General features: G+C 53.0%; 18 protein-coding genes and 1 tRNA gene. 13 read left to right on the top strand and 6 right to left on the bottom strand.

Annotated features, from left to right (window positions below):
* Position 1: 1 nt before the first annotated feature.
* On the top strand, positions 2-592 hold the full coding sequence (locus K8942_00635; GenBank protein UPA22706.1) for a hypothetical protein: 591 nt from the start codon (positions 2-4) through the stop codon (positions 590-592).
* Positions 593-666: 74 nt separating this feature from the next.
* Here K8942_00635 and K8942_00640 read toward each other — a convergent pair whose 3' ends face one another.
* The 4 genes from K8942_00640 to K8942_00655 are packed head-to-tail and all read right to left on the bottom strand — an operon-like array spanning position 667 to position 4,756.
* Entirely contained in the window at positions 667-1,341 is a 675-nt protein-coding gene (locus K8942_00640; protein ID UPA22707.1) for a polyphenol oxidase family protein, read from the bottom strand.
* Between the two features lie 7 nt (positions 1,342-1,348).
* Complete coding sequence (locus tag K8942_00645; GenBank protein UPA22708.1) at positions 1,349-2,137, bottom strand: NAD(P)H-hydrate dehydratase; 789 nt, start codon at positions 2,135-2,137, stop codon at positions 1,349-1,351.
* Positions 2,137-3,594 carry a hypothetical protein gene (locus K8942_00650; GenBank protein ID UPA22709.1) on the bottom strand — a complete coding sequence of 486 codons (1,458 nt, stop codon included), beginning with the start codon at positions 3,592-3,594 and terminating at the stop codon, positions 2,137-2,139. The genes K8942_00645 and K8942_00650 overlap by 1 nt, the downstream gene beginning before the upstream one ends.
* A 40-nt stretch (positions 3,595-3,634) precedes the next feature.
* A complete protein-coding gene (locus tag K8942_00655) occupies positions 3,635-4,756 on the bottom strand; it encodes a glycosyltransferase (protein ID UPA22710.1) in 1,122 nt (373 codons plus the stop codon).
* 29 nt (positions 4,757-4,785) lie between these two features.
* On the opposite strand from K8942_00655, the gene K8942_00660 reads away from it, so the two are divergent.
* The 5 genes from K8942_00660 to K8942_00680 all read left to right on the top strand — a co-directional run bounded on the left by K8942_00660 (position 4,786) and on the right by K8942_00680 (position 8,854).
* Positions 4,786-5,730, top strand: coding sequence for a hypothetical protein (locus K8942_00660; protein ID UPA22711.1), 945 nt, complete (start codon positions 4,786-4,788; stop codon positions 5,728-5,730).
* 165 nt (positions 5,731-5,895) lie between these two features.
* Positions 5,896-6,777, top strand: a complete 882-nt coding sequence (locus K8942_00665; protein ID UPA22712.1) for a serine hydrolase — start codon at positions 5,896-5,898, stop codon at positions 6,775-6,777.
* 42 nt (positions 6,778-6,819) lie between these two features.
* The gene (locus K8942_00670) at positions 6,820-7,800 is read left to right on the top strand and encodes a peptidoglycan DD-metalloendopeptidase family protein (GenBank protein ID UPA22713.1); all 981 of its coding nucleotides are present in this window, start codon (positions 6,820-6,822) and stop codon (positions 7,798-7,800) included.
* A 622-nt stretch (positions 7,801-8,422) separates the two neighbouring features.
* Positions 8,423-8,499 (top strand) — tRNA-Asp (locus tag K8942_00675).
* 94 nt (positions 8,500-8,593) lie between these two features.
* Positions 8,594-8,854 (top strand): hypothetical protein, encoded by a 261-nt coding sequence (locus K8942_00680; GenBank protein UPA22714.1) that lies wholly within the window; start codon positions 8,594-8,596, stop codon positions 8,852-8,854.
* Positions 8,855-8,933: 79 nt separating this feature from the next.
* Here the strand turns inward: K8942_00680 and K8942_00685 are convergent, their stop codons facing one another.
* Both K8942_00685 and K8942_00690 read right to left on the bottom strand, forming a co-directional pair.
* Entirely contained in the window at positions 8,934-9,302 is a 369-nt protein-coding gene (locus K8942_00685; GenBank protein ID UPA22715.1) for a hypothetical protein, read from the bottom strand.
* 133 nt (positions 9,303-9,435) lie between these two features.
* Positions 9,436-9,588: a hypothetical protein gene (locus K8942_00690; protein UPA22716.1), complete on the bottom strand. Its 153-nt coding sequence runs from the start codon at positions 9,586-9,588 to the stop codon at positions 9,436-9,438.
* Positions 9,589-9,792: 204 nt separating this feature from the next.
* On the opposite strand from K8942_00690, the gene K8942_00695 reads away from it, so the two are divergent.
* The 7 genes from K8942_00695 to K8942_00725 all read left to right on the top strand — a co-directional run bounded on the left by K8942_00695 (position 9,793) and on the right by K8942_00725 (position 16,254).
* Positions 9,793-10,143 carry a hypothetical protein gene (locus tag K8942_00695; protein ID UPA22717.1) on the top strand — a complete coding sequence of 117 codons (351 nt, stop codon included), beginning with the start codon at positions 9,793-9,795 and terminating at the stop codon, positions 10,141-10,143.
* A gap of 18 nt (positions 10,144-10,161) precedes the next feature.
* Positions 10,162-11,922: a hypothetical protein gene (locus tag K8942_00700; GenBank protein ID UPA22718.1), complete on the top strand. Its 1,761-nt coding sequence runs from the start codon at positions 10,162-10,164 to the stop codon at positions 11,920-11,922.
* 73 nt (positions 11,923-11,995) lie between these two features.
* Positions 11,996-12,535, top strand: coding sequence for a V-type ATP synthase subunit K (locus tag K8942_00705; GenBank protein ID UPA23135.1), 540 nt, complete (start codon positions 11,996-11,998; stop codon positions 12,533-12,535).
* A 19-nt stretch (positions 12,536-12,554) separates the two neighbouring features.
* Positions 12,555-13,106 (top strand): hypothetical protein, encoded by a 552-nt coding sequence (locus K8942_00710; GenBank protein ID UPA22719.1) that lies wholly within the window; start codon positions 12,555-12,557, stop codon positions 13,104-13,106.
* A 3-nt stretch (positions 13,107-13,109) separates the two neighbouring features.
* Complete coding sequence (locus tag K8942_00715; GenBank protein ID UPA22720.1) at positions 13,110-14,111, top strand: V-type ATPase subunit; 1,002 nt, start codon at positions 13,110-13,112, stop codon at positions 14,109-14,111.
* Positions 14,112-14,459, top strand: a complete 348-nt coding sequence (locus tag K8942_00720; protein UPA22721.1) for a hypothetical protein — start codon at positions 14,112-14,114, stop codon at positions 14,457-14,459. It begins immediately after the preceding gene.
* Positions 14,460-14,493: 34 nt separating this feature from the next.
* Entirely contained in the window at positions 14,494-16,254 is a 1,761-nt protein-coding gene (locus K8942_00725) for a V-type ATP synthase subunit A (GenBank protein ID UPA22722.1), read from the top strand.
* Positions 16,255-16,293 lie beyond the last annotated feature (39 nt).

Consider the following 16,293-nt stretch of genomic DNA (forward strand, 5'->3'; position numbering starts at 1 on the left):
CATGTATGAACGTTTTACAGAGGGTGCCCGTGCTGTCATGCAGGGTGCGAATCGGGAAGCAATCAGGCTGCAGCATGGATTCATCGGGACGGAGCACATTTTGCTCAGCATCCTCACCGATGCACACGTGGTCTCCATCCTCTCGTACTTTGATGTCGAGCCTGATCGGGTGAAAGGTGAAACGATGAAGATCGTGCTGCCGGGTCCGGATCCAATAGCTGACGAAAAATTGCCTATGACGCCCCGCGCAAAAACAGTCCTGGAAAATGCGATGCAGGCCTCAAGGGCATTGCACCACAACTACGTGGGCACCGAACATCTGCTTCTCGGCCTTATGCAGGAAAAAGAGGGAGTTGCGGCTCAGATTCTGAGGCAAATCGGCCTGGTCGAGAATTCCCTGATGAATCGGCTGCAGAGCGGAGACTTTGTGGCAGAGCACCTTGCTCCGGTTCTCTACATTCAGGATGGCGTCATCCTGCTGCGGGCGACCGGGGCGGCTACCGACAAAGATGCGTTCATGCGCATCGTCATGACTGAATTGGAAAAGTGTCATCCCACGAGTGTCCTGATCACCTTTACGAAAAAGGACTGAGTCAAAGTTGTGATGTGTATGGCTTACGATCTTGTTCCGGTGCTATTGCCGGAACAAGATCAGTTTTACGTATGTCAGAGGATTCTGCACGCCAGTACGTTCCGGTATCCCTCTCTCACAGCTTCCGGATTCCCTTCGCGGTAACTCCAGTACAGATCAGGCCTGCATTTCGTGCAGTCGGGAGAGCGCTCGATGTGTTCGCGCAGGACGCCTGCATCTGCAAGTTGCTGATCTGCAATACCGCACAGATCCACATGTCGACCCTCAAAAAACGTTGGATCAATCCCTGGTAATTCTTCAATCGGATCTCTGAACTGTGCACAGTTTTTACAGAGTGATGGAGCCGCTCCCACAAAAATATCAGCAGGATCGCTCCCCCATTCTTTTCTCAGTACTTCAAAAAACGCAGGAATTGCCCCGCAGAGCACGCCGCGCCATCCGGCATGCAGATTCCCCACCACATTCTTTTTCGCGTCGTAGAGGACCAATGCCTGACAATCTGCGATGCGGATCATCAGCGTGAGATTACTTGTATCAGTAATGAGCCCATCCGCGCCGGCCACGCGTCTCTGTGGTTCACGGACAATCGCCGTGTGATTGCTGTGTGTCTGTTCTGCGGATGCAAAAGAATCAACACCAAGTATACGTGCAGCGTCGTCATCACTTTTAATACCGTCTCTGCGCGTCAGGAAATCAATCTGCAGGCGGTCACTGAAGGGGGCGAAGAGGGGGAACGGCTGATGGATCACACTTGCATTATAGACTATCCGGACTGAACTCCTGCAGGAGGAATGGAATCTGTTCGATTACATCCATCGTCGTATAGCGGAAGCCCTGTTCCTCAAACAGTCTGTCGCCCGCGGCTTTCATCACTTTACTCGCAAGAATCGCGGCATCAGTCGGCTGCATCCGTTGTGCAATGAGCCCTGCAGTCAGTCCTGCAAGTGCGTCGCCTGTTCCGCCGACTGTCAGTCCGGCGTTCCCGCCTTTACTCTCATGTGTTTCACCATCGGGTCCCGTGATCAGATCGGTGACACCTTTCAGCAGGAAGGTGGAGTTTGCAACTTTTGCACGCTGCACAATGTCTTCCGGCAACAGACCCATGCGTTCGAGTTCGCCCAGGTGCGGCGTGAGCACAGAGCCTCTGCCGGCAACCGATGCGAGTGTGGATGTCTGGAGAGCGGTAGCATCAATCACGAGCGGACACGGCGCGCCGCCTATCACCTGTTCGATGGCGTTCAGTGTATCCGGATGACGCGACAAACCCGGACCGACAACTGCACAGTCCATAATCGCCAATATCTGGAGCATTGGTCCCACGTCTTTTTTCAGAAGTTCCTCGCCATCAAACGTGAATACCTGAAAATTCAGGGATGCGTTTTTGGCGACATTCTCATGGGCAGTGGGCAGCGCGATGTATACAAGATCCACCCCGCTCGCCTCCGCAGCCAGCGCGGAAAAAATCGGTGCACCATGCATCCGGCGAGATCCGCCGATGACTGCAACTTTGCCGTTTTCGCCTTTGTGGGAGGATGGAGAGCGCATTATCTGCAATAAATATAGAGATTCGGTCCGAGCATACGGGTTTCAAAGACAAAGGCCAGCGGCCACTCGACGGCGTTCCAGAGGAAGGGGCTTTTGTTTTCCGCAAAATAATAGGCGTAGCGTGAAGAGATGAACGATGCGCAGAGCGGAATACCCGGAAGATTTTCTTCCTGATTACTGACAATAAACGTTGCATCCGGCAGCTGTGTATCTGACTGGATAAAACGTTCTACAGGCAGTGTGAGGAAATATCCCGGAATGGTGACCGCAATCATGCCGGTTTTGTCGCGCATGAAATCACTCGCACGATCAAACGTATCGGGCATGAATCCAAGGTACGCACACTGTGTGTAGACCAGAATAAAACACACCGTGAGTGCTGGACGCACGTATGTGGGAAGTCTGATAAACGCCATGCTGCCGATGAGCGCCCACAGCGGAAAAAGCGGAAGAAAGAAACGCGTCGCGGTGATGGGCTGCGCAATGAAGGCCAACAGGAAAACAGCGCTGTAACAGACTGCTGGAAAAAGCGGATGACTGCGAAATGCCTGTTGTCTGAAAAGTTGTATGCTTCCCATCACTACAAACACACCGAGCACAAGTTCGGATATAAACAGCGACCAGAGCTTCACAGGAATCAGTGCCGGCGTAAAAGCAAATCCGATGTCGTGCCCCAGGCTGGTATCGAGCGCACCGCTCTGTGTGTGCAAAATGCCATGAAGTAAAAACGGATAGCCGCCGATTGCGCCCACCAGAAAAAAGAATGCCCCTGCACAGAGAATGATTGCACTGTTTTTCTTTGTGAACCCGTGCTGCAGCACCGCCCAAACCGGAAAGAGAAAGGCAAAAATACCGCTTTGCAGTGTCATGAAAGCACAAGCTGCTGCGGCGAATGAAAAAATAATCCGTGCAACCGACAGTCTGTCACGCAACCGCAACGAACAGTAGTACGAAAGGATAGTCCAGAACATCACAGCGCCATGCGGACGGACTGCTGTTGCAAAAAGAAAAAAGAGCAGGCTCGAAAAAAGCAGAAGCAGGACATCGGTCTGCCGCAGCTTCACATACCGTGCAGTCAGTATCAGCAACAGAATAGTGCCAAGTGTATACAGCAGTGTCACGATGCGTGCTGCAAGGTGATACATGGGCAACGTGACGTTATCTGCTCCTCTCAACACAATTTCCAATCCTTTGTATACACCTGCAAACGGTGCAATGTATCCCATCGGATACTTGCGTGGCGGCATATCCGTCAGCCATTTTGCTGCTTTATTCTCCGCGAGGGCATCGAGAAATTCTCCGGCATACCGGATACCCTGCGTGTCGTACTGCGGATTTTTTTCGAGTGCATGTGTCAGAAATGCGAACGTTGCAACCGCCCATGCCACACAGAGAACGGAAAAAAGCAGATTCGCCTGTATGGCTTTTTTTGCGCGTGTAAAAGCATCTGTAAGCACGGGGTGGATGCTACCGCTCTCTGTATCTGTCTGCAATCAGCTATAGGCGGCGGAACGAGCCATCACAAAATGCACGATACTGTGTTTCTACTATCTGACGGATATCGCGACGGAAGCGGTCTTCGGAAAACTGCATCGCGTGTGAGCGAATCAGTTCGCGGTTCCAGGTGTGATTCGAAAAACGTGTGACGGCATCACGCACGCTGTCTGTGGTCTGCGCATCAAAAAAGATACCGGTCTTTCCGTCGTGAATCATATCTTTCGCACCGCCCGCGTTATACGCGATGACGGGAGTGCCTGTTGCCTGGGCTTCCAGCAGCACGATGCCAGCGTCTTCGTACTGCGGAAAAAAGAGTGCAGTCGCATTTGCGTACAGTCCCGGCAGATCCGCTTCCGGCACAAATCCGAGGAATTCCACCGTGGGTCCGGCCAGGGCGCGGAGACGCTTTTCATCCTGCCCTCTACCTGCAATTTTTAAGGGGAGCTGCAATTCATTTGCAACCTGGATAAGAAGATCGAACCTCTTGTATGGAACCATACGGCCGACAGCAAGATAGTAGTGTTCAGCTTTCAGTGTTCGGCTTTCAGTTTTGAAAAATCTGTCGCTAACTGGAGGAGGAATCACGTCGCTCTCTCTGTTGTAAATCCTCTTGATGCGCTCCTGTGTTGTTGTTGAGTTTGCAATATATGCATCAACGCGCTTGGCGCTTGTGAGATCCCAGCGGCGGATTTTGCTCAGTTCTTTGCGTACGCGCTTCTGTATCCAGTGCGGCACACGGAAATCACGCAGGTACTCATCTTCCATTTCCCAAGCGTAGCGGACGGGCGTGTGGCAGTAACAAAGGTGCAGCGTGGATGCATCGACAATCACTCCTTTTGCAACGGCGTGCGACGAACTCAGGACAATGTCGTATCCGCGCAGATCAATCGTCTCAATCGCGCGCGGCATCCAGGGCAGTAAAATCTGGTACTGATGTGTGAGCGTATAGAGGCGCTGCAAATATGTCGTGCGGATATCGGCGTCATTCAGCAAGCCGAGTGAGCCGTGCCGTGCGACTGTCGTAAAAATCGGCGCCTGCGGAAACATCGCGTGGAATTCGGCGATGACGTGTTCCGCTCCACCGAATGTAGTGAGCCAATCTGCGACAAGTGCAATGCGCATAGGGAGAGGATACAGTATGATTCCCTCCGATGCTCCGCAAACCAAAGCCTCTTCCTCAGCGGTTTAATCGTACTGTGACGCCGCAAACGCGCCGTTTGGTGCAGCGCAGACATACCGAGCGACGCAAGTATAAATGGCAGCGGTGGAAACGGGCGATGCAGCAGTGGCAACGAAAACTCGCGCGGCTCCGTCCGTTTCTGACACGTATTCTTGCCGGCTGTGTTGTTGCGGTCCTCATTCTCATTGTCTGTCTCGCGCTCTTCTCTCCCATTCTTGATGTGCGCGAAATTGTTGTTGCACGTTCTGATCCGCGACTCAACAGTGTGCTCATTCAGGATGCCATCCGTCCGCTCTTCGGCCGCCGCCTGCCACTTCTGTCTGTCGAAGAAATTCCTTCGCTGCTCACGACGGAATTGCCGGATATGCACAGAAGTGCAGTTCCCGATCTGGCAACGGTCACCATCCGCAAAGATTATCCGTCATCGCTGCAGATCCGTCTGACACTACGCCCGCTTGCCTATCGCCTGTCCATCGAAACCACAGGTCAGACAACGGCGCCCGTCACGCCGTCTGCTGCGAGTGGATCAGATTTCCTCACGAAGGATGGACTCTATGTGTCCTACACTGCAGCACAGGCCGGAAGTGGCACGATGTTGCCGCAGCTCACGATTGTGGACTGGGGTGTAAAACCTGATCCCTGGAAACCGCTTGTCGGCGCCGATGTGCTGAGTGCAATGCAAAAGACAGAAGCCGCCCTCGCAACAGATTTCACGCAGACCGTCCGCAGCCGCACCGTGTATCTGCGCGCACGCGAGTATCATTTGCAGACAGAGTCTCTCATGCTGTGGTTCGATATGAAGAGCCCGATTGAAGAACAGCTCGCCCGCTATCGTCTGTTTTTGGACACGGTGCCGGCAGGAACGGCGAAGCAGTACGTGGACCTGAGGATCACCGGAAAACTGATTTATAGATAAGAGACGGAAAACTCGAAACTCTAATACATACTCAAATAAGACGAGAATTTAGTATGTCGAATTTAGAGTTTTATGACCTAAACCCCTTGCAGCTACAAAATTTTTATGAAATCTAATTTGCCGCAACCGGTTTCCAGCTCTTCCCGGTCTTGGTAAACTCTAACAATGTACGGTCCACTCCTTTCGGTTCTGCTGATGGGGATGGTTCCCGTGTGGGGGCTGCAGGCAAGTGTCCGCCCTCTCACCCGTGAATTGTCCGTCGCTCCGCCCGCACTCTCTGCGGATGCCAGAATCGCCCTTCAGACCATCGGTCAATCGCTCTCCGCTTCGGGGGTCATTATTACGGACCTCGAAAGCGGTCAGGTGCTGTTTGAACGTAACGCGGATATCTCCCGCCCGATGGCCAGTCTGACCAAGCTGATGACGGCACTCATCATCGTCGAAAATCATCCGCTGGATACGCTGGTAAAAGTGCCGATGGATATTTTAAAAACGGCAGGCAATGACTATGAACATCTTCCCCCGGGAGACACCTTCACCGTCGGTGATCTGCTCTCTGCCATGCTCATCAATTCATCGAATGATGCTGCCGTGACGCTCGCAAAATTCCACAGCGGTACCATCGCAGACTTCGCAACCGTGATGAACGACCGCGCCGCATCACTCGGATTGCTCCACACATCCTACGAAAACCCGATCGGCTTCGATGCGCCACTCCAGGATTCCACGCCGCAGGATCTTGCGTGGCTCGCAATGTACGTGCTTCGCTATCCGGACATCCGTGCAAGAATGGGCATTGCCCAGACGCAGATCAAAAGCATCAGCGGATTTTCGATGATCCTCAGCCATACCCACGAACTTCTGCACGAAGACCGCTTTATCATCGCCGGAAAAACCGGCACAACCGATGAGGCGGGCCAGTGCCTTCTTTCCATCGTCGAAGTCGAAGGCCGCCGCTATGTCGTCGTCCTGCTCCATTCACGCGACCGTTACGCTGACATGCGCAGCGTGCTCTCCGGTCTCCGCTCTGTTATTGCCTCACAGTAATCCGTGCTCCATACGCCCCTTCGCCATTGGCTGTCTCTGCGTGTGCGTTTGGCATGTGTTCTTATCTTTGTGGTCAGCGCACTCCTGCCGCCGTATATCCCCAAAGAAGCACTCGCGCAGACCGGCGTGGATCTTACGGGAGACGTACCGCAGTATCTGCTGGTGGAAGACGGATTCCTGATGAAATCCAGTTCGCTCACCGAACAGGGCTCCCGCCGCGCGTACGCCCAGGGGCTCCTCTACACCGTGCAGAACAACGACAGTCTGGAGAAGATTGCGGCGCAGTATCACATCAAAGCTGAAACCATTCGCTTCGCGAATAATCTCGGAGACAATGCACAGCTTAAGCCCGGACAGGAACTCGTGATTCTTCCTGTGGATGGCGTGCTGCACACGGTCACACGCGGACAGACACTCGGACGTATTGCAGAACTCTACAGTATCGCATCTGCAGAGATTGCAAGTCAGAACAACATTGAAGGCGGATTCATTCTTGCCGGTCAGGAACTGATTATCCCCGGCGGCAAACCGATCGTTGCCAAGCCGACAACCGTTGCGCAGACACCGAAGCCCGGGACCCCCACAAAGCCTGCAACCACAACAAAGCCCGCAAAGCCATCCAAGGCCGGAGATGCTGCAGTGCCTACAGGAACCATCCTCCAGATGCCGTGTGAGAAGTGTTCCTTCACGCAGTACTTCCGCCCGGGACACTACGCGGTCGACATTCAGGAAAAAGGCGGTGGTCCTATCTACGCTGCAGAAGCAGGAACCGTTATCCGTGCGGACTACGGCTGGAACGGAGGCTACGGAAACGTGATTGAAATCGATCACGGCAATGGCCTGGTCACGCTCTATGGACATAACAAAGAGCTGTACGTGAAGAAGGGCGACGCCGTCACCCGCGGCCAGAACGTTGGTGCTATGGGAAATAGTGGACGTGTGTATGGTGTGACGGGTATTCACGTGCACTTTGAGGTACAGGTGAAAGGAGAGAAGAAGAATCCGCTTCTCTATTTAAAGTAGTTGTCACCCTGAGCCCGTCGAAGGGTGTGCTGTTTGTGGTTGTTTTGTTTGTTGATCTGCCCCCCCTCGGGGATTGTTCTTTCTTGTCTCCCCGACAAGAAAGAACCAAAGAAACGCACCGTCGCCAAACGCCTCTCCACCTGCCGCAACACCCCTCCTTGGCGACGGGAACCCCCCTCGTGCCTCTTAGACTATGTATTCTGTCAGCTCATTTTTATGAGAACAAACAAAACTCCCCTCTCCCGCGGCAAGTGGGTGGTTTGGAGAGAGGCTGGGGTGAGGCAAAAAAACAACAACAAACATTCCTGAAAGCCGGAAGCTTTTCAGTATTTGCTAAAAATATAGAAATATGTTATTATAATAAAGAACCTATGTCCACACAAACACCCCAGAAACTGATCCCTATTCGCACTCTTGAGCGTGAAATGCTTGTTGCAAGCATTGTATGGGTTATGCTTGGCGCCCTGTGTGTTTTTGCGGCGAATGCGTGGGCAGCAGGAAGCCTATAAGTGATGATTTGATATTGCGGCAGCCTGACGCTGCTGATACTGTTTCCGGGCTCTGACAAAGCAGGTGACGCGGTTTTTGTCGTCCGGACAGCACCTTGAAACGTTCACATCATGGTTCCGTAGCTCAATTGGTTAGAGCGCTTCCCTGTCACGGAAGAGGTCGCGGGTTCGAGTCCCGTCGGGACCGCCATATACAATCGCCGTGCAATCACGTGGCACTGCCTTTTCTCGTAGAAAAATTGCCAGGAATAGAGTATACTAAACACAACATCCACACCCACTCCATGAAGCCTTCTTTTACAGAGAAATACGCAACCGCTCTTCTGATTGCCACCGCTGTTCTGCTTGTCGGAGCGCTCTTTGCCGTTGAGCGTTTCCAGATGCTGCCACTCCAGGGTCAGGCCACGCCGATGTATGGATCGATGCCTACTCCTGTTCTCCGCAAGCGTTCCTCCTCGTCTGCAAAACCGAGTCGTGTTTTGCTTCGTAAAACAGTCCGCAAAAGCAGCAAGTCGTCTGTGCCCGCACGATCCGTTGTGCGCTGAAGAGAGAATAGAAAAGCGCCAGCCTCCACGAGGGAGGCCGGCTAGTTTGTCTGATCGGTGTATCTTCCGTGATGCGGCTCTAGAAGTCTGCAAGCGCCTTCTCCACCGTCTCCTTGATTGTGAATTGCGTATGGAGACCGTGTGACGTGAACGTCTCGAGGATGTCAGGACTTATGGCGCACAGCACCATTTTTCCTGTCGACACCTGATCAAGATGTGTCTTGAGCCGACAGAAAGGCGCAAAACATTCCTGGTTGACCTGCTGTACTTCTGTGAAGTCCACAATGAAGCGGGTCACATTGTCCTCCATGAAGCAAGATGACAGAAATTCATCCATCTTTCCTGCCGTTCGACCACTGACCAGCGTTCTCAACTGAATCGTGAGAATGGCGATTTTCCCCTGCATTCGCAAAGCGAATACTGTTGGGGCGGCGGCAACAGATTGCATGAGTTCAATCCTTTCAATGATCAGACAAAATTCGTAAAGCAGACAATTCTGCACTTCCGAAAATATCCGCCTCCGGTTTTGGGTTGTCAATGTGGATCAACAATACCAATACTACTGATACAGTGCAGCTATTTTAGCCTTCAGCAGGATCGCTATCCGTATCAATCATACAGACGCATCCGTCTTCCGCCCTGTCCGGACAACCGTCTGAACAAATAAGTCCGCCGCAGTCGGGACAGGTTTCAATCGCAAGTCCGCAGGCTCCGCAGGTGTGATGAGAACTCATGGGAAAAAAAGAAAAAGGGAAGTCTGTATCATACTTCATTTGCCTTTTTAGGCAATAATATTTCAGCCAAAACAGGTATTTGCCTTTTTGTACGAGGATGATAATTCATTTGGAAGGCACCCCTTACAGTCTTGATTTTTATCCGAAAAGAAGGTACTAACGCGCCTAACAAGTTCATTTTCACTTACATTTTACTATCTTTTTATGTCCACACAGACCCATTCGTCGCACGAAGAGAGTGTTTCTGCGCTTCTTAACCACGAAACGGCCGAGCGCAATCGTATCGAACAGGCAGAGGCAAAGAATGCACAGGAGATGAGCGCATTGCACGACATGCAGCATGAAGAGAAAAAGAAGTTGGAGCAGGACGAGCGTGCAAAAGCGCAGGCAGAACTGCAGTCTTTTATGGATGAAGAGCTTTCGAAGATCGGCGAAGCGTCTGCTGCCGCACGCGCAGAGGCATTGAACCACGTGGAGTCACATGCAAAGAAAGCGCTTCCCAAAGCGCTGAACACCCTTCTGGACAAAGCAGTCTCAGGCGCCCTTATTCAGTAATTTTTTCTCTTTCTACTTATGGCTATTGTACCAATGCAAAAAGTTGCCGTCGTCGCCCACAAGGCACATGAGGCAGAACTGCTGGAGCTTCTCCACCAGGAAGGGGTGATGGAAATTTCGGAACTGCCCGACAGCGCGCAGATCAACACCGATGCCCTGCCGTATCACACTGCAGAGCTCGATCATGTCATTGCGCTTTTAATGCCACACGCAGCGAAAGAGACGATTGCCGTTCTGAACGACCCTGCAACGCCTGCAGAAATCGCCAAGGCGGGAAAGAGCGACAAAGTCCGCACGATCATCGACCGCATCCACACTATCGAACAGCAGGACAGTGAATTGAAGCAGCAGTTGAGCGAACTTGACCATGGACGTTTGCCGGAAGACACATCCAAGCTCGCTGCGTCTGCAGATGAAGGAACGTACTTCACCTCACCAAAAATAAAAGGAGATTTGTCGAAATTCGGAGGAGATGCTGCTCCCGCTCCCGCATCTGCTCAGGTTGTTGCAGCTCGCTCTGCTGAAGTGCACACAATGATGGAGAAGCTTCACAAGGAACTGGCTCAACTCTCCGCTGAATTGCCTCTCCTTTCCCGTGCACGCCAGTTTGTCCGCTGGATGAATGAAATCGAGGCTGCGCGCAGAGCAACCAAAGTGACACACTCCACCGTCACGCTCTTCGGATGGATTGCAAAAAGTCTCTTCGAACCGCTGGAGCGTAAGCTCGCCGCCATTTCCCCGGCAACCGCTGTGTTGAAAGTGCAGCCGGATGAAGGGGAACAGGCGCCGATCCTCATCAAGAACCCAGCCTGGCTCAAGCCGTTTGAAAGCGTTACGCTGCTCTATGGTTTGCCGCAGTCCGGTGAACTCGACCCGACGCCGCTCCTGGCGCCCTTCTTCATTCTCTTCTTTGCATTGTGTCTCACAGATGCGGGGTACGGACTCGTGCTCGCCATTGTAATGGCGCTCTTTATCTGGAAAAAGAAAATCAAACTACAGGATTCACCCCTCTGGTGGCTCCTGATGATTGGTGGAGTCCTGACATTCTTCGTCTCTATTCCGTTCGGAGGATGGTTTGGTATGACACCGGATCAGGCTCCTGCATTTATGACGGAAACCCGAGCAGACGGCTTAATGTGGTTCAAGGGGCAGATCTGGAACCTCGGTGCAACACCGGGTATCACCTTCCTGCAAAATCTCTCACTCGTCCTCGGTCTCATTCACCTCTCCTTCGGTATGTTCCTTGGAGGTGTCTCCAAAGGATTGCGCGGCAGTTGGATTGAAGGCTTCTGGATGGATTGGACCCCCCTCTTCCTGATCGGGACAGCCATTGCGTATTTCTTTGTTCCTGCCGAATTCCAGCAGATGGCGCTTATCGGCATCTATGCCTCCCTCGCACTCGTGATCTGGGGTAAGGGTTACGGATCCAAATGGTATCTCCGCCCGGTTTTCGGATTGCTTGGTCTGCTGAACCTTGTGATGGGCATGATGAGCAACGTCCTCAGCTATCTGCGCCTCCTTGCGCTTGGTCTTGTAACCGGTGCACTCGCTCTCGCGGTGAACCTTGTGGCCCAGCAGATCGGAGGATTCTTCCCGCCGATCCTCGGTATTCCGATCGCTATTATTATCTATATCGGCGGACATACCCTTAACATTGCCCTCAACGTACTCGGAGCCTTCATTCACTCTGGTCGTCTGCAGTTCGTCGAGTTCTTCAGCCAGTTCTTTGAAGGCGGCGGACGTCCGTTCACGCCTTTCAAACGTTCTAAATCTTTGTAATATTCTCCTATTCTCTTTTCCCCATATTTCTATGAAGAAATTCCTTCCCTTCGCAGCTGCTGCAGTCGCACTCATGCCTGTTGCCGCTTTTGCACAGGATGCAGTTCTTGCAACTGAGACTGTCAACTACTGGGGTCTGGCATTCGCCCTGCTCGGTGCTGCGCTCGCAACAAGCCTCCCGTGTATCGGTTCCTCTATCGGTGTGTCCACTGTAGGACAGGCTGGTTCCGGACTGCTCACAGAAAAGCCGGAGTTGGCTGGTAAGGTCATTACCCTCGCCGTTCTTCCTGGTTCCCAGGGTCTGTACGGAATGGTGATCTCCCTGCTCTTCCTCTTCAGCTTCGGTGGTCCGCTCCTCTCCGGAGACATTAACCTCGATCTGCCTGCTGGCATCGCTCTCTTCGCAGCATTCATGCCCGTGACGATCGCTGCTGCTATGTCTGCTCCTGCACAGGGAAAAGTCTGTGCTGCCGGTATGCACATGCTTGCACGTGACTCCCGCCTTGCTGGTCGTGTGATCACACTCGCCGCTCTTGTGGAAACATACGCACTTCTCGGATTCCTGATCTCCTTCTTCATGCTCAACGCCCTCAAGGATTCTCTCCTGAGCTAATCTCCCACCCTCACCTCCCATGGCACTCACGCACATCCGCCAGGCAATCACATCCGAAGCAGATGCCACTATCAAGAGGCTCGCAGCGGATCATGCCGCAGCTGTTCAGTCTCTCAACGACGCTCACAAGCAGAGTCTCCAGGCACTGCGTACATCCCTGCTCCAGCAGAAAACACAGAAGCTGCACCAGATGCGCTCACGCGCTGAAGGACATGCAGGCATGCTGACACGCCATGCTGTTCTGCAACGCAAGCAGGAGATCCTGAACGATCTCTATACATCCGTTGCCGAATCGCTCGCAAAGCAGCCTGAGGCAGACCTCGAAAAAATGCTGCGCAACTGGATTGATACCCTGCCTGAAGGAGGGACCATCCTTCCGGCAAAGCCGCATGCAGCACTTCTCAAAAAGCTCTGCGGCAGCAAGTATGAACTCGGAGATCCGATCCTTGCTACAGGCGGCTTCCGCTACGTCGGCAAGAAAGAGAACAGAGACTGCACATTTGAATTCATTGTGCAGGAAGTTCTGCGTCCTGAAACTGAAATTTCCATTGCTGCACAACTCTTCGCGTAATACATGTCCTCTTCTTTCCTCCAGTCACGGCAGACACATGCCTACGGCCATGGCCGCATGGGTGTCTTGCAGGAATATCTTCTGACACAGATGGATGTTGAGAGATTGGTTGCTGCACGCGATACCGCAGAACTCGCCCGACTCCTGACCGAGCTGAAGCTTAGTTCACATGTGGAGTACAACAGTAACCCGCACCGCTTTATCAATAACCTCGAACACTGGTTGAAGCAGGAAGTAGAGTCGATGGTGAAAGATTCTGAAAAAGAGATATTCAATATTCTCTGGCTGAAAGATGACGCTGCACTTCTGTCTTACCTGTTAAAAAAGCAGCATGGTTTTACATCTGATATCAGTGCTGAGCCGCATGTAGGAGCTACAGCTTACGATCCCGCAGACCTCCGTTTACTTGTGAAAGGCGGTGACGTCTCTACTGCGCCGGCATCTCTGACTGAGTTCATTGATACAATGCGCGAGGACGCAGCGCTTACGCCCCAGCAGATTGATACGCGTGTTGCGCAGTTTAATGCACATGAGCAGCTGGCTCTTGCAAAAAAATCAAGCGAAGCCATCCGCCTATACGTTGCGCATCACATTGATCTGCAGAACATCCGTACAGCGCGACGTTTGCGCAATGACGAAAATCCTGCAGAGCATCTAATCTCCGGTGGGGAAATTGATATCGCGCGCTTCAGTCTCGATCCTGCAAAACTTGCTGATCTGGTGCGGGCTTCCCATTTGGGTGCGGAACTTGCAGACAATATCCAGACCGCCGCTGATTCAACCATCATTCTTGAGCGCGGTCTTGCAAAGGCGATTGCAGTCGATATTGCCCGCATGCGCTCCAAGATCCTTACACTCGATCCTATCTTTGCGTTTGCAGCCATTGCGCAATCCCAAATGAAACTGCTGCGCACCATTCTGGTTGGCAAATCGGCACATCTGTCCAAGGACGAACTCCAGAGACTGCTGCCGCCCTTCCTGTCCGCCTCTCCTTTCGTTGCCTAAATGTCCTACCGCATTGCCATTGTCGGGTCCCGTGATGCCGTTGCTGGCTTCGCACTCCTCGGTGTGGACGTTGTTGCTGTCACTGACAACACCGACGTCCCTGCCGAACTCTTCAGGCTCAAGAAGTCTCTGCGCATGGAAAACGGTAAGGAGCGCAACACCTACGGTATTGTCTTCGTATCCGAAGAGCTGCTGCAGTCACTTCCCGCAGAAGACATGAAGCGTTTGAGCAAAGGTGCTCTCCCTGCTGTCATTCCCCTTCCCAGTCATCACGGTTCCTCCGGCTATGGACTCGCACGTCTGAAGTCCATCGTCGAACGCGCTGTTGGCTCAGACATCCTCAAGTAATTATCAATTCTTCATTATCAATCCCAATCCTTCTATGTCCAAAGCAGTCATCACCAAAGTCGCAGGACCGCTCGTTGTTGCCTCCGGTATGCAGCAGGCAAAAATGTACGAAGTTGTCCGCGTGGCGAATGAAAAACTCGTCGGAGAAGTTATTGAACTGCACGGCGACACCGCCTCCATCCAGGTCTATGAAGAAACATCCGGTGTGAAACCGGGAGAGCCTGTGGAGCTCACGGGACAGACACTGTCTGTAGAGCTTGCTCCGGGTCTCCTGACCTCCATCTTCGACGGTATTCAGCGTCCGCTGGAGCTTATCGAACAGAAGGCAGGCAGCCCGTTCATCACCCGTGGTATTGAAGTGCCGAGTTTGAACCGTTCTACGAAGTGGGACTTCGTTGCGAAGGCCTCCAAAGGGGACGTGGTGAACGAAGGCGATATCCTCGGAACCGTGCAGGAAACAACCCTCATCGAGCACCGCGTGATGGTGCCGGTCGGAGTCTCCGGAACTATCAAATCTATTTCTTCCGGCAAGTTCACGATTGAAGAAACGATTGCAGAAATTGAATCTGCGGACGGCAAGGTGGAGAAAGTGATCATGCTGCAGAAGTGGCCGATCCGTATCCCCCGCCCTGTGAAAGGAAAGACTGTGCCGACCGATATTCTGGCAACAGGAATGCGCATTCTGGACACACTCTTCCCGATGGCCAAAGGAGGTGCCGGCGCAATCCCGGGACCGTTCGGAGCCGGAAAGACAGTGACGCAGCAGTCACTCGCCAAGTACTGCAACGCGCAGGTGATTGTGTATATCGGTTGTGGAGAGCGTGGAAACGAAATGACAGAAGTGCTCACGGAATTCCCGCACCTCATTGACCCGAACACGGGGGAAACTCTCATGAAGCGCACCGTGCTGATTGCCAATACATCGAACATGCCGGTCGCCGCCCGCGAAGCATCTGTCTACACGGGTATCACCATCGCCGAATACTACCGCGACATGGGCTACGACGTGGCTCTCATGGCGGACTCCACCTCACGCTGGGCGGAGGCTATGCGCGAAATGTCCGGACGCTTGGAAGAAATGCCTGGTGAAGAAGGATATCCGGCGTACCTCGGTTCCCGCACGGCAGGATTCTACGAGCGTGCCGGTGCTGTGAACTGTCTGGGAGCTGATGACCGCAAAGGAACCCTCTCCGTCATTGGTGCGGTGTCCCCTCCCGGTGGAGACTTCTCGGAGCCTGTCACGCAAAACACCCTCCGCGTGACCAAAGTCTTCTGGGCTCTGGATGCAAAGCTTGCGTACAAGCGCCACTTCCCTGCCATCAACTGGCTGCAGAGCTACACGCTCTACACCGAAAACCTTGCAGACACATTCAATGCACAGTTTGCACAGGACTTCATGGAAAACCGCGAACGCGCTCTCACGATTCTGCAGCAGGAAAGCAAGCTCGAGGAAATCGTGCGCCTTGTCGGAACGGACGCCCTCTCCCCAAAGGAGCAGCTCACCCTCGAAACCGCCCGCATGATCCGCGAAGACTTCCTCTTCCAGAACGCGTTTGACCCGAACGACGCCTACACCTCCATCAAGAAGCAGTACCGCATTCTCCGCGCTATTCTCGGCTTTATGGATGAAGCATTGCCGGTGGTCGAGCAGGAGGACTTTGAGTTCAGCAAACTGCGCACCGTTGCAGTCAAAGATGAAATGGCCAAGGCACACCTCTATGCAGAAACAGAGCTCGATAAGTTCGATGCGCTCGAGACAGCTATCCAGACCGAACTGCGCTCCATGATAATCTAAGCATTCTTTTCTCCTCTTCCTACAACTCCCCCGCAATCC

The sequence above is a fragment of the Candidatus Peribacteria bacterium genome, from assembly GCA_023038255.1.
Lineage (GTDB): Bacteria > Patescibacteriota > Gracilibacteria > Peribacterales > Peribacteraceae > CALREJ01.